The following is a 21,114-nucleotide window of genomic DNA, read 5'->3' on the forward strand; positions in this document are numbered from 1 at the left end:
GTGCTTTTAATTGATCAACTGATCATGAGTTGGTCATTTGCTCTTTCTTTTTTTATAGTTAAACAATTTGAGTTTGACCTGATCATGCGAGGTCATTTCCTGATTTACATCGGGCTTTTTGGCATCGTATCCCTTATTACCTTTTACTCTATGCGAGTACATACGGGTTTGATCCGGTACTCGAGTATCTATGATATATACCGGATCTTTTCAGCTGTACTGGTAGTAAGTGTTGCTTACGCTGCATTGATCGGCTTTTGGGTGGCTCCTATACATAATATAGATTCCGTAAATATTTACCTGGTGCTGCTGATCAGTTTCTTTGTATCAGCTACCTTACTTACATTGGTAAGGATGGGGGCAAAAGCACTTTTTATTTATATCAAGCGTAGTACAGCCGGCGAGCGAGAAAGAGTGCTTATCTATGGCGCTAATGGCTTCTCAATCATACTTAAGCAAGCTTTAGAGGCTGGTGGCATGGGTAAGTTTATTATCACTGGTTTTATTGATGAGAACCCAAGCAAAACAAATAAAGACATACATCAAAAACGAGTATACCATATCAGCGCTATCGAGAAGCTGCAGCGTAAGCAGCGCATTGATAAGCTTGTTGTTTTTGCGGAAGACCTTAAGGCTGATAACCTAAAGCAGTTTATTGAGAAGTGTGTAGAGCTTGGTATCAAGGTGGTAACTGTTCCTCCTACTGAGCAATGGATGTCCGGCCAGCTAAGTCTAAACCAGATTAAAGACCTGAAGATTGAGGATTTACTGCAAAGACCTCCAATTGTAATTGAAAATGGAAGAATTTCCAGTGATTTAAAAGGTAAGCGTGTTTTAGTAACTGGTGGTGCCGGTTCCATCGGATCTGAGGTTGTGCGCCAGGTGCTTAGTTACAGCCCTGAGTTGGTGATTGTTTGTGATCAGGCAGAATCGCCTTTACACGAATTACAACTGGAAATGGAGGAGCAATTTCCAGAAGCCAATATGGCTATCTTTATTGGCGATATCACAAACTCTACCAGGATGTACTCTATGTTCAAAGAGTATGCTCCGGATGTAGTATATCATGCTGCGGCATATAAGCATGTGCCGATGATGGAAAACAACCCATGCGAGGCAATTCTGACTAACGTGATGGGTACTAAGAATCTAGCTGACCTATCGCTGACTTTTGATGTTGAGAAATTCGTAATGATTTCTACTGATAAAGCAGTGAACCCAACTAACGTGATGGGTACATCGAAGCGCATCGCTGAAATCTATATACAATCCTTAAATGGCCTCAACCATAAAAAAGTAAATGGTAGCAGTCATCCTTATACACAGCCTTCCCAAACTAAATTTATAACTACCCGTTTCGGCAATGTTTTGGGATCGAACGGATCTGTTATACCTCGTTTTAGGCAGCAGATTGAGAAAGGAGGACCAGTAACAGTGACGCATCCTGATATCACCCGTTATTTCATGACCATACCGGAAGCTGTACAACTTGTACTGGAAGCCGGTACAATGGGTAGAGGAGGGGAGATCTTTATTTTTGATATGGGTGAGCCTGTTAAAATTGTAGACTTAGCTAGAAAGATGATTCGCTTAGCTGGCTTAGTACCTGAAGTAGATATTCCTATCGCGTTCACAGGACTTAGACCTGGTGAGAAGCTCTATGAAGAGTTGCTAAACGAAGAAGAGCAAACAATACCTACCCATCACTCTAAAATAAAAATTTCTAAGGTGCGCGTTTATAGCTACGATGATGTAGTTAACGACATTGACGAGCTGTTAAAGCTAAACAAGAACAAGGACGAACTGCAGGTAGTGAAGAAAATGAAGCAGATTGTGCCGGAATATATCAGTAAGAATTCTCGGTTTGAGGAGCTTGACTTACAGCTTAACAATTAAATAATTTGCCATAAACCACTAAACGACAAAGCCTGCTATATAGCAGGCTTTGTCGTTTAGTGGTTTATTATATATAAGATCAGTTCCTCTGGCTTAGCAGCAGTACTTTCCAGGCCTGTTCTACCTGTTTGTCCTCTAGCAGTTTCTTCGCCAATACCTCTAACTCATACTGAAGCTTCGCGGGTTCGGATTTATACTTGCTGATAGTATAAGACACCAACGGATCAGATTGAAAAGCCTCTACTTCTGCCGCTGTAGGGGCTTTTTCTGTATTGGCGAGGCGAGCCAGGTTGTTACCCGTAAGCAAGTTGCTGTTTCGGATAAATTCAGGAAGCTGGTCTATGCCCATGCCTTTGTTACGGATTGGTTTTGGCAGTTCAAAAATGCTATCTCCGTTGGCTCTGGTATAATAGTCACCCCCCATACGGGCCACTGCGTCTAACTTATAAGGATCAATTTTGCCTGCCTCGTCCAGAACATTCTCGTTCACGTGAAGCAAAAGAACTTCGCACACGACAAGGTTTCCTGCGCCACCCTCTGTTCCTAAGCGTATGATATCTGTAACCTTGCACTCCATGGCAACCGGTGCCTCCTGCACGCGCGGTGGTTTTACAAGTGTAGAGGCCTCAGGCGTAAGTCCAGACTTGATAAACTCATTTATGCCACGATCATACTCTGTACTTGCCAAAGACATCTGCTCCACCATAGCGTAGTTAGCTATGTTTACGACTACCTCGCGTGTTTCCAGCACATTCTCCAGCGTATGCTTCGAGCTATTGTCACGAATGCGACTGAGAGGAGAGAAAACCACAACAGGAGGATTAGAACTAAACATATTAAAGAAGCTGAACGGGCTCAGGTTTACATCGCCTGCTGCATTAAGAGTACTGGCAAAAGCAATAGGGCGTGGTGCCACTGCGCCAGACATCAGCGCATAAACTTCTGCCGTGGCTACTTCTTTAGGGTCAATTGTTCTGATAGTCATGTAATGTTCTCTCAAATAGTCTGTGACAAGTATAATTAAAAGGCTTTCTCTAAGATATAACTTAGAAAAGCTCTCGCTTAAATAGATGGAAGCACCTGTGACCGCACCTCTCCAAAACCTATGCGAACGCCATTATACTCGCTGTGCCCACGCATGATAACAGTATCGCCATCGTTAACGAATGCTCGCTTTGTGCCATCGGATAGAAGTATAGGGTCTGTACCTCTCCAGGTAAGTTCCAGCATAGATCCGAAGGATCCTTTCTCTGCCCCACTGATAGTGCCTGACGCGTACATGTCTCCAACCTGAAGGTTACACCCGTTGCTACTTTGGTGCGCCAGTTGCTGGTTCATGTTCCAGTACATATTTTTATAGTTCGTTTTGCAAATCAGGTTCTCTGCTGCTCCTTCAGGTTGTAAGAGTACCTCAAGGTTGATATCGTAATGGTGGTTGCCTGTAAACTCCAGGTAAGGTAATGGTTTGGGCTCTTGTACTGGTCCTTTCACTTTGAATGGCTCCAGAGCATCCAGCGTCACTACCCAGGGTGAAATAGACGAGGCAAAGCTCTTAGCCAGGAATGGCCCCAGCGGAACATACTCCCAGGTCTGTATATCCCGAGCCGACCAGTCGTTCATCAACACCAGACCAAAAATATAGTCATCTGCTTCATTTGGCGTTATACTTTCGCCAAGTGCTGTTTCTCTTCCTGTAATGAAAGCTACCTCCAGTTCAAAGTCCAGCATTTGGCTTGGGCCGAACGTTGGAGCTTCCATATCAGGGGATTTAGTTTGGCCTTTTGGACGATGAATGGCAGTGCCAGATGGAATAATAGATGAGGCACGACCATGATAGCCAATGGGAATATGCTTCCAGTTCGGGAGCAGTGCATTTTGAGGGTCTCTAAACATAGAGCCGACATTAGTGGCATGTTCCATACTGCTGTAAAAGTCGGTATAGTTACCAACTTTTACAGGCATCAGCATATCTGCTGCACGTTGCATCACTAAGCATTCCCGTATCAGATCACTGTTGCCGCTTATCTCATCGTTATCATTTCGGAGCAACTCTGATATACGGGTACGCACTGCCCGCCAGATCGGCTTGCCCAGCGCTATAAAGTCGTTCAGATATGGGCGGTGAAAAACGTTTGGGTCAAAGTCAATCAACTCAAAGAAGTCTCTGCGGCCCAACACACAAAGGTCGAGTATATAATCTCCTATGGCTACTCCTACACGCGGATCACGATCTATGGTGCTAAAAATACCGAAAGGGAGGTTCTGAATCGGGAAATCACTAGCGGCATCTATTTCTATCCAGGAATGAAGGGAAGGGTCGTTAGCTTTTATCATAGTAGTGGCAGAATAATTGGCTATACAAATATAGCTTTTTTGGCTGCTGATAAAAGCTGAATAAGCGAAAGCGCCTGATTATTTTAGCCTGCTTCGGGATTTGTGCAGGAAGCTGTACTGACCTTGGTTATCAAATAAAAGCTAATTTGGATTTAGTCATTGCAAGCAAAAACAGAAAAGAACGGGTTCTTGCAAGGCGGTAATAGTGCGTGATAACAGCACTAGGAGGCAAGCTAAATATGAAGCCATGTTCCTTTACAAGCTATTGCAGCACATAGGATGAGTTTTAAACAAACTTTAAAAATCAAAAGGTGGTACAGCCACAGAATGTAGCCATACCACCTTTTAATTTTTTTTAGTGAAGCCTATACTTCAGTAGGCATTACATTTACTGCTTCAACAGATCTTATTTCAGGTACAGCTCGCAGTACAGCCTGCTCAACACCTGCCTTCAAAGTCATGGCAGACATAGGGCAGGAGCCACAGGCACCTAGTAGTTCCAGTTTCAAAATCATTTCATCTGTTACCTCCAGCACTTTCACGTTGCCGCCATCGGCCTCTAAATAAGGCCTGATTTGGTCGAGGGCTGACTCGACGCGGAGCATGAAATCTTGATCTACGATTGTGACTGCCATTGCTTTAGCTTTTAATTTCTACTGGTTTTGTTCTTGCCATTGTCGCGTTACGAAGCGAAACCTGCTGCGCCACAGACTGGGCTAATTCTTTGAAAACACCGCTCGCCGGAGAATCGTTCTGCAATATTTCAGGCGTGCCTTCATCTCCGTTCTCTCGAATGCTCTGCACAAGCGGAATTTGCCCTAACAGAGCAATTTCATACTTGTCGGCAAGCGCTTTTCCGCCGCCTTCACCAAAGATATAGTATTTATTCTCTGGAAGTTCGGCAGGTGTAAAGTACGCCATATTTTCCACAACACCCAAAACAGGCACGTTAATCTGTGGCTGTCGGAACATCTGCAAACCTCTTACAGCGTCAGCCAAAGCTACTTTCTGTGGAGTGGTAACAATAACAGCACCTGTAATCGGGAGGGCCTGCACCATGGTTAGGTGTATGTCTGATGTGCCTGGTGGCAGGTCTAGCAGCAGGTAGTCCAGTTCACCCCAATCTACATCTGAAATAAACTGGCGCAACGCAGAACTAGCCATTGGGCCTCTCCATACTACAGCACCATCGGCTGGCGTCAGAAAGCCAATTGACATCATTTTAACGCCATATTTTTCTACTGGCAGGATGTAGTTCTTGCCGTGGTCGCCCTGCACCATACTTGGCCGCTCCTGCTCTACACCAAACATAGTCGGGATAGAAGGACCGGAAATATCAGCGTCAATCAACCCCACTCTGGCACCACTTTGCGCCAGGGCAATTGCCAGGTTAGTGGTTACGGTAGATTTACCTACGCCGCCTTTACCGGAAGCAACAGCAATAATATTTCTAACACCTACCAGTACTTCAGAGGTATCGCCACGGCCAGAGGTAACGCGTGATGTCATATTCACCGTTACGTCCGCTTCTTTATCAACCATCGTATGGATGGCAGTAACGCAGGCATTACGGATAAGGTCTTTCAGGGGACAGGCAGGTGTAGTAAGTATAACGGTAAAGCTTATGTTTTTCCCGTTCACTTCTACATCCTCAATCATGTTCAGAGTTACCAGGTCTTTTCCAAGATCCGGCTCCTCTACATAACTTAGTGCTTTTAGTATATCTTCTTTTGTGATTGCCATAGTATGTTAGCTCGCGAATTGCCTTGCAAAGATACAAACAAATTATTGCTCATAAAATCTAAAGGCCGATACTCTGCAACAAGTGGCACCCGGCAATAGTTTAAGAATAAGCTGTGTTGGCCGATGCTATACTTAGCAGCTATATACTTAAAAGATAAAAATGAAGTATGGAAGAACCTGTTATAGTAGTACAGCTAGGAGATATTACAAAAGTAAAAGCTGATGCAATAGTGAATGCGGCTAACCCAAGCCTGCTAGGTGGTGGGGGAGTAGATGGTGCTATACACAGAGCCGGAGGCCCAGCTATTTTAGAGGCATGTAAGCAAATACGTGCCACACAGGGTGGCTGCCCCACCGGCGATGCAGTGATAACAACAGCTGGAAACCTGCCGGCTACCTATGTTATTCATACGGTGGGGCCAATTTGGAAAGGAGGTGTACAAAGTGAGCCAGAACTATTGGCCAGTTGCTATGTGAATAGCCTGAAATTAGCAGATGAGAAAACCATACAAAGTATAGCTTTCCCAAATATCAGCACAGGCGTGTATGGCTACCCTAAAGATAAAGCGGCTAAAGTGGCTGTATCAACTGTTAAATCATACTTGCAGCAGAACACAAGTATAAAGCAGGTGCTTTTTGTGTGTTTTGATGAGGAGAGCCTGGAGCTGTATAAAGGAATTTTGAATGAGTGATTGAGCGAATGGCCGAAGATTTTCCTGTCTTCTTGGAAAGCTCTTGATGGCTAGAAGTAAATTTATTGCGGCTCTCCAACAAGATCCTTTCAGGATGACAAAGAAGTATGGAGCAAGTATAAAATTCACTCATCCACTCGTTCAAAATTTTTAATTCACTTATTCACTCAAACACGTATTCAAAATTTAACCCGTATCTTTGCCACCTGTTTATACTTTTAGTTTATGTCTCTTATTCCTCAAGAAGTAGTTGACCAGGTACTCGCCCAAGCCGACATAACGGAAGTGGTAGGGGATTTTGTGTCGCTCAAGAAAAAGGGACAAAATATGTGGGCCTGCTGCCCTTTTCACCACGAAAAGTCTCCCTCTTTCTCTGTATCGCCTGCAAAGGGTATTTACAAGTGCTTTGGGTGTGGCAAGGCAGGCAACTCGGTGCAGTTTATTATGGATGTGGAAGGCACCAGCTTTCCGGAGGCCATTAAGTATCTTGCCAAAAAGTATAGCATTGAGGTTCCGGAAGAAACCCAGGACCCGGAGTATGCCCGGGAGCAGAGTGAGCGTGATAGCCTCTTTATTGTGTCTGATTTTGCTGCCAAGCATTACCAGCAGCGGCTCACCCACCACGAGCAAGGCAGCATCGGGCAGTCTTACCTGAAACAGCGCGGGCTAAGCAGCAACACCATTCGCAAATTTGAATTAGGATTTAGTCTTGATGAGTGGACAGACCTGACGGATAGTGCTCAGAAAGCAGGGTATCAGCAGAAATATTTAGAGGCCACCGGACTTACCATTGTAAAGGAAGACGGCAAGAAGTATGACCGCTTCCGGGGCCGGGTAATGTTTCCGATCCATAACGGGTCTGGTCGTGTGGTGGGCTTTGGTGCGCGTACTTTAAAGTCAAACGACAAGAAAAGCCCCAAATACCTGAACTCACCGGAGTCCGATATCTACCACAAAAGCAATGTGCTGTATGGCTTGTTTCAGGCAAAACAGGCCATACGCATGCAGGATATGTGCTTTATGGTGGAAGGCTACCTGGATGTGCTCTCGCTGCACCAGGGTGGAATTGAGAATGTTGTAGCGTCGTCAGGAACTTCCCTTACGGAGGGGCAAATTAAACTGATTGCCCGTTATACAGATAATATTACGGTGCTGTATGATGGCGATGCGGCAGGTATAAAAGCTTCCTTGCGCGGTATTGACCTGATCCTGGAGCTTGGCCTGAACGTGAACGTCGTTACTTTTCCAGAGGGAGAGGATCCGGACTCCTACATACAGAAAGTAGGCGACACAGCTTTCAAGACTTACATCAAAGAACAATCGCTCGATTTTATCTCTTTCAAAACCAGTCTCTTCGCAGAAGAGGCTGCTGGTAATCCGGTTAAGAAAGCGGAGGCGATAAAAGAGGTCGTGGCTTCTATCGGTAAAATACCAGATGCCATCAAGCGTTCCGTGTTCTTCCGCAGCTGCAGTATCATTTTTGATATTGATGAGCAGGTGCTCATTTCAGAGTATAACAAGATGCAACTGCAGGACAGGCAGCAGCATAGGTCAGGAAGCCCGGAGCCTGCTTATACACAACCCGCTGCCCCTGCTCCAGAGCCTGAAAAGCCAGCCTCTGACATGGACGTGCTCAAACGTTATGAGCGGGAGGTTATTCGGCTGATGCTCAACTATGGCCCAAAGATGGTGGACGAGCAGCAAACGGTGGCGCAGTATATGCTGGAACAGCTGGAGGATGTGGAGTTTAATATTCCGATCTATGTAACGCTATACCAGAAAATGGAGCAAATTCTGCAGCAAGGTGGGCTGGTACGTGCTGAAGAGCTGGTAAACGACCCGAATGAGGAAATACGCTCTGAAGTAATAGACCTGGTTTCAAGCCGCTACGACCTGAGCCATAACTGGGAAACACACCATATTTTTGTACCGCAAGAAGAAGACTTGCTCATGTATGGCATTGAAAGAGCTATACTTAGGTTGAAGCGCGTAAATGTTCAGATGCTGCTAAAAACAGAAATGGAGAAGCTGCGCCTCGTTACCGACCCCGCCGAGCAGGACCACCAGCTTAACTACATCCTCAACCTTAAGTCTTTTGAAACTCAACTGGGAGAATTATTAGGCATTGTAGTGAACAAGTAGCTTATCTTTTTCCGAGTAATCCTAAAATACCTCTTTTGGCTCTTGTAAGCAGGAATGTTGTTTTAATCTTTCGCTTTAAGTTTGCTGAAGGGCTGAGAAGTATGGCTTTAGCTAAGTGCTTGACAAACTTACTGCTAATTGGCTTGTCTGAATAAAGGATTCCTTCTGCCTGTAACAAATGTATTCCTGCTAATAACGTTCGCAGCTCTTTTGGCTTCAGTTGCTTCACACCACTTGCTTTTCTTCGAGCTACAGCATTTTTAATGGCAATCAATCTGTAATCTCTTGAACGCACGTAAGCGTCAAAACCTTGCGAGATACCTCTGGGCCAGATGCGGTAATAGTATAGCGGCTCGTCCAGATATATAATATCACCTACTTCTTCTAATTTGTAAAAAAGGTCTTTATCTTCAGCTAGTCTGAAGGAGCTGTCAAAGCCTTCTGTTTTAAGGTATAGTCTGCTTTTGAAAGAAGCAAAAGCAGACACTTTGTCTTCTTTTAATTCCGAATGGATGATGCTTCCTGCACTTTTCCGAATCTGCTTCGGTTTTATGCCAGCGTCGCAGAAATAATAATTTGTGTAAACAATGCTGGCTTGCTGGTTTGCCTGGTGTAACTGCACTACCCTGTAAATAGCCTCCGGATGTATAGCATCGTCAGGATCACAAATGGCAATTATATCCCCTGAGCTATGTGCTGAAGCAGTTTTTTTTGCATGCCCCACACCCATGTTCTTTGAAAGCGGAACCAACTTATACTTCTCCTTGTGCTCTGAGCTAGAGATAAACTTTTGTACAACCTCAATAGAGTTATCTGTAGAGGCATCATCCACAATAACTACTTCCCAATTATCATAGGTTTGTGCTTCTATAGAGCGTAGCGCAACCAGGATAACATCGGCATGATTGTAGTTAGCAACAATAACAGAACACTTCATGAATACAGTTTGAGAGTGGTTTGTGTGATGATAAGCAAAATTAACCCAATTGAGAAAAACATCTTCAACTAAACTCCTTCCAAAACTGTTGTATAAATAAAAACAGCATTGCGATATAAACTTTATAATTTTGTATCGCTTTACAAAAGATAAACAGCCTAAAGCTGCTACGGTGGCAAGGGCACAATTTAGAAAGTATGGAAACCAATACAACTGGTGACATCAGACCGTTGGATAGTATAGCATCAGCTATCGAGGATATCCGCCAAGGCAAAGTAGTGATAGTGGTGGACGATGACGACCGCGAGAACGAAGGTGATTTTGTCTGCGCTGCCGAAAAAATCACCCCTGAAATAGTAAACTTTATGGCTACGCATGGCCGTGGCCTTATATGCACGCCTTTAACAGAAGAGCGCTGCGATGAGCTGGGGCTTGAACTAATGGTGGGGCGTAATACGGCACTGCATGCTACGCCATTTACAGTATCCGTAGATTTAATCGGATTTGGCTGTACCACCGGTATCTCCGCCTCCGACAGATCGAAAACGATTCAGGCACTCGTTGATCCTAAAACAGATCCGCAAACATTAGGAAAGCCCGGACATATTTTCCCGCTCAAAGCAAAAAAAGAAGGCGTATTGCGCCGAGCCGGCCATACAGAAGCATCGGTAGACTTAGCCAGGCTGGCTGGTTTGGCACCTGCGGGAGTACTGGTAGAAATTATGAATGAAGACGGTACCATGGCGCGCCTGCCAGACCTGATGAAGGTAGCAGACCGCTTTGACCTGAAACTGATTTCTATTAAAGATCTGATCGCTTATAGGTTGCAGCAGGAGAGTTTGATTGACCGAGAGATTGTAGTACAACTGCCAACCGATTTCGGCAATTTCGACTTATATGCATTTACACAACGAACTAACGGTGCAAAACACCTGGCGCTGGTAAAAGGCACTTGGGAAGAAGGTGAGCCTGTTTTAGTGCGGGTGCACTCTTCTTGTGTAACAGGCGATATATTCGGCTCTTGCCGCTGCGACTGTGGCCCACAGCTACATGAGGCGATGCGCATGGTAGAGCAGGAAGGCAAAGGCGTGATTGTATACATGAACCAGGAAGGCCGTGGCATTGGCTTACTTAATAAGCTGAAGGCATACAAGCTACAGGAGCAGGGGCTAGATACAGTTGAGGCAAACCTGGAACTTGGGTTTGGTATGGATGAGCGTGATTATGGCGTTGGAGCTCAGATTCTGCGTGATTTGGGCGTGAGTAAAATGCGACTGATTTCGAACAACCCGCGCAAACGAACTGGTTTGATGGGATATGGATTGGAAGTGGTGGAGCGTGTTGCCATTGAAATAAAGCCTAACGAGCATAACCAACGCTACCTAACAACAAAGCGCGATAAACTTGGGCATGAGATACTTAGAAGTGTAACGATTGTAAAATAAAACCATTGTTTGCACTTTAAAAACCTGCATAAGAAGGCTTAAAACCAACTTGTGCAGGTTTTTTAGTTTTCAAATAAAATAGAGGAGGTAAACAGGCAACCTTTGTCTGTGAATTTCATACAAAATATATAACCTATTGTTACACAGTGTTTAATGCGTGTAGTGATTAGTTGCACTTTATTGTTTTGTACTGAAACCCCTCCGAAAACTATGAAAAAAGCTTTTCCTACCTTATTCACTTACGTCCTTCTTACTATTACTGCCTTAGCGCCTTTTGAAGCATGGGCTCAATACCGTTCAGCCATTGATGTACAGGAGTGGCCTGCCGGTAAAATTGTACTTACTTCCGGCGATACGATTTATGGAGCCATTACTTTCCATAGAACAGAAGAAATAGTAAACGTGCAGTCTAAAGACGGGCTCCTGCGAACCTATTCACCTGTAAACGTGCAATATTTTATAGCTCAGGAGCAGCCCAGTGGAAGGCCTTATACTTTTAAAAGCCTTGACTGGGATTTAGGCCGTGACTACTCAAAATTTAAGAAGCCGACTTTTTTCGAACAGCTGAACCAAGGCCCGGTTACACTTATCATGAGAGAAGATTATTATCAGAAAAAGCCTGCCAACGTTCCACTTGCCAATAATCAATATTATGACTCACGTTATTACGCCCAAAATCCTGAATGGCTGGCCCAAATAGATGAACTATACTATTTGCTGCTGCCCAACAGCGAAATTGTAACGCTGCGCAATGTGCGGAAAGACTTGCACAAGCTGTTTGGTAAAAAATCAAAGTCTGTTAAAAAATATGTGAAAGAGCATCATCTGAACTATGAAAAGCCACACCATTTGGTTGCTATTGTAAATTACTTTAACTCTCTTGTTGCAGAAACTGCTGTTAACGCCATGCAAACAGAAAACTAGCAGAGCGAAAAAAGGAAAGAGGCATTTTGGCATTATGTATAGTTTTCTATATTTTAAACTCTCTATACCTAAGCTATGACAAATGAATTTACCTTTTAATGTACTTGCCGTTGCTAAAAATAAACTGCTGTTGCTTGTGCCGATGCTGCTTTGCGGAGGGGTTTGCGGGTTTTTAGGAGCTCGTTTTATAGATGAGTTTTTTATATCAGGAGATTTAGCACTGCCTCTTCACTATAAGCTTTCGGTTATACTATGGCTGCCGTTGGCTTTTTTGCTTCCGATAGCTATACATGAACTAGGGCATGTGTGGGCAGGGTTACTCCAGGGTTTTGAGTTCAAATCATATACAGTTGCTTCCTTTCACTTCTATAAAGAAGGAGTTGAAGTCAGGTTTAAATTAGTAAAACTCAACTTAAAGGGCTTCCTGGGGCTTGCCCTTTGCCTGCCTCCCGGGGGCTTGACAAAAGAAGAACTTACCAAAAGGTTCGCTTTGTACGCTTTAGGAGGACCGCTTTCCAATTTATTACTGGCAGGGGTGCTGCTTGTACCATACTTCTTACAGTGGCATGCCGTTACCAAAGCAACACCTGCCGCTTATACACTTGCTTGTTTTGCGCTTATCACTGGGCTTATATCGCTGCTGTTCTTTTTACTTAATATGATTCCCAGCAAGTCAGGCGGCTTTTATACAGACGGGGCACGTGTTTTTAATATGCTGCGCGGCGGCGATGAAGCTTTTCTGGATTCAGCCATTTTATCTGTGATGGCAGCGTCGATGGGAGGGACGCCACCGGAAGAACTGGATGAAAAACTGTTGATAGAGGCTGTAAGCATGCCTGTTGATAGTATTTTTAAAAACTACTGCCATGCTTACCTTTATACTATTAAACTACAGCGACAGCAGGTGGAGCAGGCCAGGTACCATTTAAATAAATATGCCGAGGCAATAGCCAGCATACCCGCTATAGGACAAGGAAGCGTTTGGCTGGAACTAGCTTTTTTTGAAGCGATGTACGGAGCAGATCTAGCTCTGGCGAAAGAGCACTATGCAAAAGCTACTCCCTCACCTTTTATTTCAAAAGATATTTTTCTAAGAGCAGAAGCAGCCATTGTTTTAAAAGAAAACAAAAGTACAGAGGCCATCAGCCTGGCAGAGCAGGCACAGCAGCAGTTGAGAAACAACATGGACCAAGGAGCCGCAAAAGCTTATAAAGCATGGCTTTCCCAAATCATTTTAGAAGCACAAGGTAAAGCTGCAAATGTTTTGGTAGCCTAGTGCTGCGCCAAATAATGATTCATAAGAATATTGCAACAAGTTTTCCAGGACCCTTGCTACAGTACTAGTGCTGAAGCAAGGGTAGCTGTTTACTCTTCCTTAATAATCTCTGACTAAATCTCACCAGCATCAGAAATGCCTCCCGATACAGATACTCTTTCGCTCCTAAACCACTGCTTAGCTAAAGCGCTTACGTATTAACTTTCATTGCTGAGGCACAATTGCTAATTTGCAGCTTTGGTTAAGAGTAGGGCAGTAGTATACAGTAAATAACTAAACGCCTGCCGCTCTTATACGCTACTTGATAAAACAGCATGAATAATACAAGAAACTACGACGGGCTGATATTTGACCTTGACGGCACCCTTTGGGACTCTACACAAACCATTGCTGATGCCTGGAATGCCGCTGCATCTAAATTTGATTTTATGGACACGGGCATCCACCGCGATGATATCCGCAGAACAGCAGGAATGCCTTACGATGCTATTTACGATAAGCTTTTCCCAAGCCTAAACAACGAGCAGCGGGAGCAGTTACGTGCCGAAAGCGGGAAACTGGAATTAGCGTATCTGCAAAAGCAGGGTGGCATACTTTATCCTGAGCTGGAGCAGACCCTGAAGCAGCTACAGACCAAGTATAAATTGTATATAGTAAGCAACTGCCAAAGTGGCTACATTGAGATATTTTTGAAGTACAATAAGCTGGAATCATACTTCACTGATATCGCTTGTTTCGGAGATAAAAGACTGCCAAAAGGCGAGAATATAAAGCAACTGGTTGAACGCAACAAACTGCAGCAGCCAGTGTACATCGGCGATACCCAGGGCGACTATGACGCGAGCGTGAAAGCAGGTACACCTTTTATACTTGCCGCCTACGGATTTGGTGAGGTTGACACGGAGGTAGAAAGTATAAACAGCTTTGCTGAGTTACAGGAGCTGATATAGATGCAAGAAGCGCAGTACCAGAAGCAGGAACTGGCGGTAAGTGCTTCGGAAGCCAATGCGCAGTCGCTTTTGTTAGTTGCTCCGGTGCTGCTGCTTTATGTTATTCCTTACCTGCTGCTATGGCCTGAGCAGTTTAAACTGCATGCCCTGGAAGGCTTTATCAAGGAAAATAACGTCCGATCTCTGCTGTTTCCTCTGGTGATGTTGCTGGTGTTTATAGCCGGGGCTGTGGTGCATGAGTTGCTGCATGGACTTACCTGGGCGGCCTTTTGCAAACAGGGGCTGCGGTCTATCAAGTATGGGATGCACTGGAAGCAATTGTCGCCTTACTGCCACTGCAAAGAACTGCTGCCACTAAAAGCATATGTGCTAGGAACTGTTATGCCAGGGCTGGTACTGGGTTTAATTCCTGCGCTGGTAGGCTTACTGCTGGGCCAGCTGATGCTTTTCCTGTTCGGGCTGTGCTTTACCCTCGCCGCTGCCAGCGACTTTCTGGGGCTCTGGAGCCTGCGCCATGCTAAAGCTACCGACCTGGTTCAGGATCATCCGGAAAAGATTGGTTGTTTGATATATAGGAAACTATAAATTGAGAAGCAAAACATCTATATTGATGTGATAAAACCCGATGCACATGAAAACAAAACTTTACCTCCTGTTATTTCTCTTCTTTAGCGCCACCGCCAGTTTCGCGCAAATAAGCCTCTCTGATTTAGATCACCTGCATAATACAGCTACGTTTGCAGATGCTCCAGAAGAATTACCTAGACTGCTTGGCCGAAATTTCAAGTATCCGTTAACAGCCATGAAAGCTGGCAAGGTCGGGGCTGTGCTTGGTGTGATCAAAATATCAAATGAAGGTAAAATAATAGGTACAGGAACGCTAAACAATGCCGATGCAGATTTTAAAAAAGAGTTTGACCGTGTGGCTAGACTAACAGAGCACCAGTGGATTCCTACACATGATTCGGCAGCAGGGTTTTATGCTGTTATACCGATGGAATTCAGGGTTGAGCACAGGTTGTATAAAGCAGAGCTTTCTCACAGCCCTTCCTATTTTAGGAAGCCCATTCTGATTAAAGTTCATACAACTCCTGCATTACCTCTTGATCCCATAAGCAAGCATGAAGAGGAGCTTTCAGTACGAGCAAATGAGGCCGTGCAGAAGGAGAAGTATGAAGAGGCAATTCTGCTGTTAGAGCAGCTGATAAATCTGCAGCCTCTCCACGTGCCGTACTACCAAAATTTGGCTAAGCTGCACGTGAAAGTCGGGAATAAGTATGAAGCTGCTTACTTCAACAAACTGGCGCAGCTACTTGCAGGCTAAAAGGGACTAGATGAAAAAAAATAAAGCAGAAGTGCCTCAGGAGCTTTCCTGTAGGCACTTCTGCTTTTAGAGCACTTAATATTATACTTCCTGCAGTGCTTCTTTTATAGGCTTGTTGCCCGATAGAACCTCAAACGTTTTGTTTTTAAGGTTCTCTACTTCCAGTGCCTTTACCAGCACATGCGCAACATCGGCTCGTGCAATGCTGCCTTCGCCGTGGCTACTGAAGTGCGCTGCTGTCCGCACCTGTCCGGTAGGAGCATCATTGCCAAGCATGCCAGGCCTTACAATAGTATAAGTCAAGCCACTGTCCATCAGGTGCTGGTCGGCTTTGGCTTTGGCAATTAAGTAATCTTTCAACTCACCCTGTGGGTTATCCACTCCGTAGGCACTAAGCATTACAAAGTGTTTAACACCTTCAGCTTTGGCTGCATCCACAAGTTTTTCGGCACCTTTCTGATCAATACCAACCACATTTTTTCCTTTAGAGCCAGCTGCAAAGATAACGGCATCCACTCCTTTTACAGAGGCAGAAACATCCCCTTCCAAATCTGCCACCACAATGTTGTCGGCACCAAGGTTCTTCATTTCTTCTGCCTGTTCTTCTTTCCGAATCATGGCATACGATTCATGGGTATCAGTGCGGGATAATATCTCAACAATTTGTTTTCCGGTGGTGCCATGAGCACCAGCAATCAATACTTTCATAGGTTGTATTTTAGCGCGTGAAAAAAAGTATAAAGCTTGCCTCTCTGCTTTTTGCAGTAAAAGAGCAAGCAACGTGCAGCTGTATAAACAACATACACGCTGTTATACTAACGCCTTAGTACCTCTTATGTTTAAGCTGAGCTAGTAAGGTGTAGCTTTTATAGTGCCTGCTCTGGTTTATGCCAATGCTTTAAAAGTGGTCCATTTGCTCCGGCAATAGGATCAGATTCGGGCAGTGTTACTTTTGCTATGTTCTCTTTTTGCTCCTTCGGGTCATCGTCTTCGGTGCAGATATCGTAGTTTTCCTGCCCTTCCGGATAAGCTCCTACCACTTTAAAATCGGCAGAGGAGGACTCCAGACAGTGACCCGTACCTGCTGGAAGTATAAGCATGTCACCTGCTTTTACTTCGATCTCCTCTGCACCGGGCCCGCCAAGTAGAATTACCGCTGATCCGGCTGCCACACCCAAAACCTCATGTGCTGTGCTGTGGTAATGGTGATAATCAAAAACGCCGCCTACCCAAGTGCCTCGCCAGTTGTTCTGCTCGAACGTTTGTTTGAACTGATTAACTAAATTAGCATTGGGTTGGAATACCTGCTCACACACTAGCACTGGAAGCTGTGGGTTGTTTGGGAGGGCGCCATTGGCCTTAAGCAGATAAGTGGAAGTGGTTTGTTGTGTCATAGTTACGATAGTGTTAAAACGTTACTCATTCTAAAGCTCAAACGTATGTGTTGAACGACATGAGGAAATTTTTTATATGTGCTAAGTATCTGGCTATTCCTGTTGCCTTATCATTAGCTTTACCTCTTAAACAGGCAAGATGCACGAACACATGTGCAGGTTCTTTCTTATACTATTCTTACTTGTGTTAAAAAACTTAACTTGCCTGTAGGTTTATACTTATACGCACTATGAAAAAAGCACCTTTGCTACTGCTGGCGGTATTGTTTTGGGCATGTACCGCTACTAAAGATACAGAACAAAAGGCCCTGCCGATGGATGCGTTAGCTGAACGGTATGTGAAAACAATTCTGAAACTAGGGCAGTACGACAGCGATATAGTAGATGCATATTATGGGCCAGAGGAGTGGAAGCCAACCGGAGAACCTGCGGATACTCTTCCTGCCAAAGAATTTTTAGCTGAACTACAGCTTATACAGGAAAACCTGCAGGAGCAGCAAACCGATAAATCATCTGACCTGGAAAAAAGAAGATTGGCCATGTTTCAGAAGCAGGTATTGGCTGCTATCACCAAAGTTGAAATGATGCAGGGCAAGGTCTACTCTTTTGATGAGGAGGCCAGGCTGCTGTACGATGCCACTCCGCCGCACTTTGAGCAGGCTTATTTCGACTCCCTTTTAGCTGCTATAGACAAAGAACTACCTGGCACAGGCAGCATATCTGATAGATGGTCAACTTACCAGACAAAGTTTGAAATTCCGAAGGAGAAGCTGGATACAGTATTCCAAACAGCTATCACTGAGGCTAGAAAAAGAACAAAAGCACACTACAACCTTCCCGCAAATGAGAACTTTAGAGTTGAGTTTGTGACAGACAAACCTTGGTCTGGATACAACTACTTTAAAGGTAACGGCTATAGCCTAATTCAAATTAACACTGATTTTCCTATTTATATTGAGCGTGCCATTGACCTGGCCGGGCATGAAGGTTATCCGGGGCACCATGTATTTAATGTTTCGCTAGAACAGCATCTGGTAAAGGAGAAAAGATGGAAGGAATATGCAGTATATCCCTTGTTCAGCCCGCAGTCGCTGATAGCGGAAGGAAGTGCCAACTATGGCGTTGAGGTGGCTTTTCCAGCTAAAGAGCGCTTAGCATTCGAAAAGCAGGTGCTCTTTCCTTTAGCTGGCTTAAACCCCGCAGAAGCTGAAAAGTATTACGGCATATTGAGCAAGATCAATAAATTAAACTTTGCCGGTAACGAGGCCGCGCGCCTATACCTGGATGGTAAGATCAGCCGCGAAGAGGCAGCGGACTGGCTGGTAAAGTATAACTTCTACGAAAAAGAAAAGGCCTTGCAGCGTACTCGCTTTATAGATAGATACAGAAGCTATGTAATCAACTACAATTTAGGTCAGGAACTTGTACGGCAGTATGTGGAAAGCAGGGGAGGCACGGCTGATAACCCGAAAAAGCGCTGGGAAAGATTCGGAGAGCTGCTATCTACGCCTAATACCGCCTCTATGCTCCAGGTACAGGAATAAACTCTTTTTTTTCAAACCAAAGCAGATTTCAACTGTCATTCATGTAGGTAAGCGGAACTATATCCGTAGCCTGGTCTAGAAGAGTTTCGATGATGTTTATCATTTCCTGATCGATAATAAGCGGCTATCTTCACACGAATAAAATTGTTTGACATATAAAACTATGAACTAATGGCAACAAAAAATCAGATTGACATAGACGCTGATAAAGCAAAGCAATTGGCAGATAAACTGAACATATTGCTGGCCAACTATCAGCTCTTTTATATCAATACCCGTGGCTTCCACTGGAATATTTCCGGCAATAAGTTTTTCGAATTACATGCCAAGTTCGAAGAGCTATACAATGATGCCATCCTGAAAATAGACGAGGTAGCGGAACGTATCCTTACACTGGGACACACGCCTTTTCACTCCTTCACTTCTTATCTTCAGAATGCCACTATTCAAGAAGTGGCTGATGTATCAGACGGTAACCAGGCGGTGCAGGAAATATTGAACGGCTTCCGCATATTGATAGAGGCGGAACGCGAACTGCTGACATTATCGGCAGACGCTGATGATGAAGGTACAAATGCCTTAATGAGCGACTATATAAGAGAGCAGGAAAAACTGGTTTGGATGTATTCTGCTTATCTTAAAAGCTAAGTACTCTCCAGAGTCTATAAAGTATAAAGGCCACCTGTTTAGGTGGCCTTTATACTTTATAGCGGCAGCTTTATGTCCTGCATCAATCTCCCTACTGGGTACATGGTATGCGTGTACTCATAGTGCGGCGTGTTTCTATAGACAAAGTCCAGCTGCGCGCGTGCACTTTTGGCAAAATCAGGATCTTGCTTCTTGCGCTCCTCCAATTTGCGGCGCAGCTCCGGATCTTTTTTCAGGTATTCGGCGGCCAAATCTTCAAACACATAGCTGGAGAAATACTCTTTCTGCATCAGGATGCTGTCGAAGAAGTTCCAGTTAAAGTAGGAGTCTACCGCCTGTGGCTCCAGTACCTCTACCAGAAACCGGTTTGCAGGCTGGTTCAGGTATACCACGTAATCACCTTTGAAAAACTGACGTGGCATACGCTTTGTCTCGACCTTGACATCGGTGTGCAGGTAATGTCCTTCGTAAGGGCGCTGGCCGGTTTTATAGTCAGAGATGTAGTAGGTATCCAGGGTGATGGTGGTATCTTTTTTCAGCTGCTGCATCTGCACCTTATCCGTTTTCAAGCGCTCAATTACCTCGCGCCATGCCTGGGGTATAACATAAGCCACAGGCTTCTCAACGGTTACAGTAGGGGCAAACTCATCATAGTAGTTGATCATCTTCTTGTACGGAGACTTGCGGTCGTAGTATAGGCGCTCCAAACCACTTACCTCACTTGGCTTATACTTTGCTTCATAGCCCAAAAAAGGTATTTGGGAGACTTTGGTGGTATCCAGCTTCCAATCAAGGGGGAACTGCTTTTGTGTGAGTGTGCCTTGCTTTGCCTGTTGGCGTAAACGGCCAATTTCAGCAGCATCGCGGTGTACCGTCTCAATCATGTTCTCCATCAGCTTGTAAGTAGCCTTCACGCGTTGGTCGAATGGCTTGAGCATGTGCGTTTCCGGTACAAAGCCGATTGTGTTGTATAGGGTAGTATAGCCCGTGGCGTAGCGCGGCGACTCCATAAAACCGATAATACCTTCGTCTGGCGTGTCTCCGGCGTGGTTCATGTAGGGCACCATCGGGAATTTGTCCTGTTCCATGCCTTTATACAGCGTAGGCACCATTTTGCCGCTTAGATAATTGGCCAGCAGCGGGTGCAGCTTATTGTGTTGCGTGGCGATAAGCGTCATCACGTGCTGGTAATCTGCTCCGTTAGAAGTATGGTTATCCATGAACACGTCCGGGTCCCACTCTCTAAAGATCTCATGAAAGGTTTGGGCGTTTCGGGAGTCGGTTTTGATAAAGTCGCGGTTCAGGTCCAGGTTACGTGCATTACCCCGGAAGCCGTAACTCTCTGGGCCATTTTGGTTCGTGCGGGTGTGGCTGTTGCGGTTTAGTGAACCACCGATGTTGTATACCGGAATAATGATCAGCACAGTATTATCCAGCTGCTTGCGGAGCTTTTTGTTTTGCAGATAGTTGCGCACCAGCAGCATGGTTGCATCTATCCCTTCGGGCTCTCCTGGGTGAATGCCGTTCTGGATAAACAAAATGCGCTTGTCTTTTTGATGAAGTGAGGCAGGCTTAAAATCCTTGTCTGTAGATACCACCACCAGGTGCAGCGGGCGTCCTACATCCGTAGTGCCATAAGGCATCATTTTTACTTCTTCATACGCCTCGTCCAGTTGTTGGTACCATTGGATGGCTTCATCATAAGTGGCTGTCTGGTTGCCGTTGCCTTTCTCGTAGGGTGTCTTCAGGTCCTGTTTGCCTTGAGTAGGTCCGCCTGCACTTAAGAGTGCAGCGAGTAATAAGGTGGTTAGCATAGTTTAGTTTTGTGTGATAACAATGAGCTTGTAATGATAAGGATTTCTGAG

Annotated in this window: 19 protein-coding genes; 11 read left to right on the forward strand and 8 right to left on the reverse strand. The window is 44.8% G+C overall.

Annotated elements, in window-relative coordinates; genetic code table 11:
• A partial coding sequence (locus ACFQ2O_RS05915) for a polysaccharide biosynthesis protein (protein WP_377523914.1) occupies positions 1 to 1,896 on the forward strand: 1,896 nt, incomplete at its 5' end.
• 79 nt (positions 1,897 to 1,975) lie between these two features.
• Here the strand turns inward: ACFQ2O_RS05915 and ACFQ2O_RS05920 are convergent.
• From ACFQ2O_RS05920 to ACFQ2O_RS05935, 4 genes are all read right to left on the reverse strand, one after another.
• Positions 1,976 to 2,881 (reverse strand): flavin reductase family protein, encoded by a 906-nt coding sequence (locus tag ACFQ2O_RS05920; RefSeq protein WP_377523917.1) that lies wholly within the window; start codon positions 2,879 to 2,881, stop codon positions 1,976 to 1,978.
• Positions 2,882 to 2,958: 77 nt separating this feature from the next.
• Positions 2,959 to 4,230 (reverse strand): fumarylacetoacetase, encoded by a 1,272-nt coding sequence (fahA, locus tag ACFQ2O_RS05925; RefSeq protein ID WP_377523921.1) that lies wholly within the window; start codon positions 4,228 to 4,230, stop codon positions 2,959 to 2,961.
• Between the two features lie 365 nt (positions 4,231 to 4,595).
• Positions 4,596 to 4,865 (reverse strand): NifU family protein, encoded by a 270-nt coding sequence (locus ACFQ2O_RS05930; protein ID WP_377523924.1) that lies wholly within the window; start codon positions 4,863 to 4,865, stop codon positions 4,596 to 4,598.
• Positions 4,866 to 4,869: 4 nt separating this feature from the next.
• Positions 4,870 to 5,973, reverse strand: a complete 1,104-nt coding sequence (locus tag ACFQ2O_RS05935) for an Mrp/NBP35 family ATP-binding protein (protein ID WP_377523928.1) — start codon at positions 5,971 to 5,973, stop codon at positions 4,870 to 4,872.
• A gap of 167 nt (positions 5,974 to 6,140) precedes the next feature.
• On the opposite strand from ACFQ2O_RS05935, the gene ACFQ2O_RS05940 reads away from it, so the two are divergent.
• Positions 6,141 to 6,665 (forward strand): O-acetyl-ADP-ribose deacetylase, encoded by a 525-nt coding sequence (locus ACFQ2O_RS05940; protein ID WP_377523931.1) that lies wholly within the window; start codon positions 6,141 to 6,143, stop codon positions 6,663 to 6,665.
• Between the two features lie 225 nt (positions 6,666 to 6,890).
• Positions 6,891 to 8,807 carry a DNA primase gene (gene dnaG / locus ACFQ2O_RS05945; RefSeq protein WP_377523936.1) on the forward strand — a complete coding sequence of 639 codons (1,917 nt, stop codon included), beginning with the start codon at positions 6,891 to 6,893 and terminating at the stop codon, positions 8,805 to 8,807.
• Position 8,808: 1 nt separating this feature from the next.
• Here the strand turns inward: dnaG and ACFQ2O_RS05950 are convergent, their stop codons facing one another.
• Entirely contained in the window at positions 8,809 to 9,744 is a 936-nt protein-coding gene (locus ACFQ2O_RS05950) for a glycosyltransferase family 2 protein (protein ID WP_377523940.1), read from the reverse strand.
• A gap of 197 nt (positions 9,745 to 9,941) precedes the next feature.
• On the opposite strand from ACFQ2O_RS05950, the gene ACFQ2O_RS05955 reads away from it, so the two are divergent.
• From ACFQ2O_RS05955 to ACFQ2O_RS05980, 6 genes are all read left to right on the forward strand, one after another.
• On the forward strand, positions 9,942 to 11,189 hold the full coding sequence (locus ACFQ2O_RS05955) for a bifunctional 3,4-dihydroxy-2-butanone-4-phosphate synthase/GTP cyclohydrolase II (RefSeq protein ID WP_377523943.1): 1,248 nt from the start codon (positions 9,942 to 9,944) through the stop codon (positions 11,187 to 11,189).
• 210 nt (positions 11,190 to 11,399) lie between these two features.
• The gene (locus ACFQ2O_RS05960) at positions 11,400 to 12,113 is read left to right on the forward strand and encodes a hypothetical protein (protein ID WP_377523947.1); all 714 of its coding nucleotides are present in this window, start codon (positions 11,400 to 11,402) and stop codon (positions 12,111 to 12,113) included.
• An 82-nt stretch (positions 12,114 to 12,195) separates the two neighbouring features.
• Positions 12,196 to 13,389 (forward strand): M50 family metallopeptidase, encoded by a 1,194-nt coding sequence (locus ACFQ2O_RS05965; protein WP_377523950.1) that lies wholly within the window; start codon positions 12,196 to 12,198, stop codon positions 13,387 to 13,389.
• A 314-nt stretch (positions 13,390 to 13,703) separates the two neighbouring features.
• A complete protein-coding gene (locus ACFQ2O_RS05970) occupies positions 13,704 to 14,339 on the forward strand; it encodes an HAD family hydrolase (RefSeq protein WP_377523954.1) in 636 nt (211 codons plus the stop codon).
• On the forward strand, positions 14,340 to 14,924 hold the full coding sequence (locus tag ACFQ2O_RS05975; protein ID WP_377523957.1) for a DUF3267 domain-containing protein: 585 nt from the start codon (positions 14,340 to 14,342) through the stop codon (positions 14,922 to 14,924).
• 46 nt (positions 14,925 to 14,970) lie between these two features.
• Entirely contained in the window at positions 14,971 to 15,663 is a 693-nt protein-coding gene (locus ACFQ2O_RS05980; protein ID WP_377523960.1) for a hypothetical protein, read from the forward strand.
• Between the two features lie 81 nt (positions 15,664 to 15,744).
• Here ACFQ2O_RS05980 and ACFQ2O_RS05985 read toward each other — a convergent pair whose 3' ends face one another.
• A complete protein-coding gene (locus ACFQ2O_RS05985; RefSeq protein ID WP_377523963.1) occupies positions 15,745 to 16,371 on the reverse strand; it encodes an SDR family oxidoreductase in 627 nt (208 codons plus the stop codon).
• Between the two features lie 158 nt (positions 16,372 to 16,529).
• Positions 16,530 to 17,057 (reverse strand): cupin domain-containing protein, encoded by a 528-nt coding sequence (locus tag ACFQ2O_RS05990; RefSeq protein ID WP_377523966.1) that lies wholly within the window; start codon positions 17,055 to 17,057, stop codon positions 16,530 to 16,532.
• 230 nt (positions 17,058 to 17,287) lie between these two features.
• Here ACFQ2O_RS05990 and ACFQ2O_RS05995 point away from each other — a divergent pair, with 230 nt between their 5' ends.
• Both ACFQ2O_RS05995 and ACFQ2O_RS06000 read left to right on the forward strand, forming a co-directional pair.
• Entirely contained in the window at positions 17,288 to 18,601 is a 1,314-nt protein-coding gene (locus ACFQ2O_RS05995; RefSeq protein ID WP_377523969.1) for a hypothetical protein, read from the forward strand.
• A 171-nt stretch (positions 18,602 to 18,772) separates the two neighbouring features.
• Positions 18,773 to 19,249, forward strand: a complete 477-nt coding sequence (locus ACFQ2O_RS06000) for a Dps family protein (protein WP_377523972.1) — start codon at positions 18,773 to 18,775, stop codon at positions 19,247 to 19,249.
• 56 nt (positions 19,250 to 19,305) lie between these two features.
• Here ACFQ2O_RS06000 and ACFQ2O_RS06005 read toward each other — a convergent pair whose 3' ends face one another.
• The gene (locus ACFQ2O_RS06005) at positions 19,306 to 21,063 is read right to left on the reverse strand and encodes a M14 family zinc carboxypeptidase (RefSeq protein ID WP_377523975.1); all 1,758 of its coding nucleotides are present in this window, start codon (positions 21,061 to 21,063) and stop codon (positions 19,306 to 19,308) included.
• Positions 21,064 to 21,114 lie beyond the last annotated feature (51 nt).

It is taken from the genome of Pontibacter rugosus (assembly GCF_042678745.1).
In the GTDB taxonomy this organism is placed as follows: domain Bacteria; phylum Bacteroidota; class Bacteroidia; order Cytophagales; family Hymenobacteraceae; genus Pontibacter; species Pontibacter rugosus.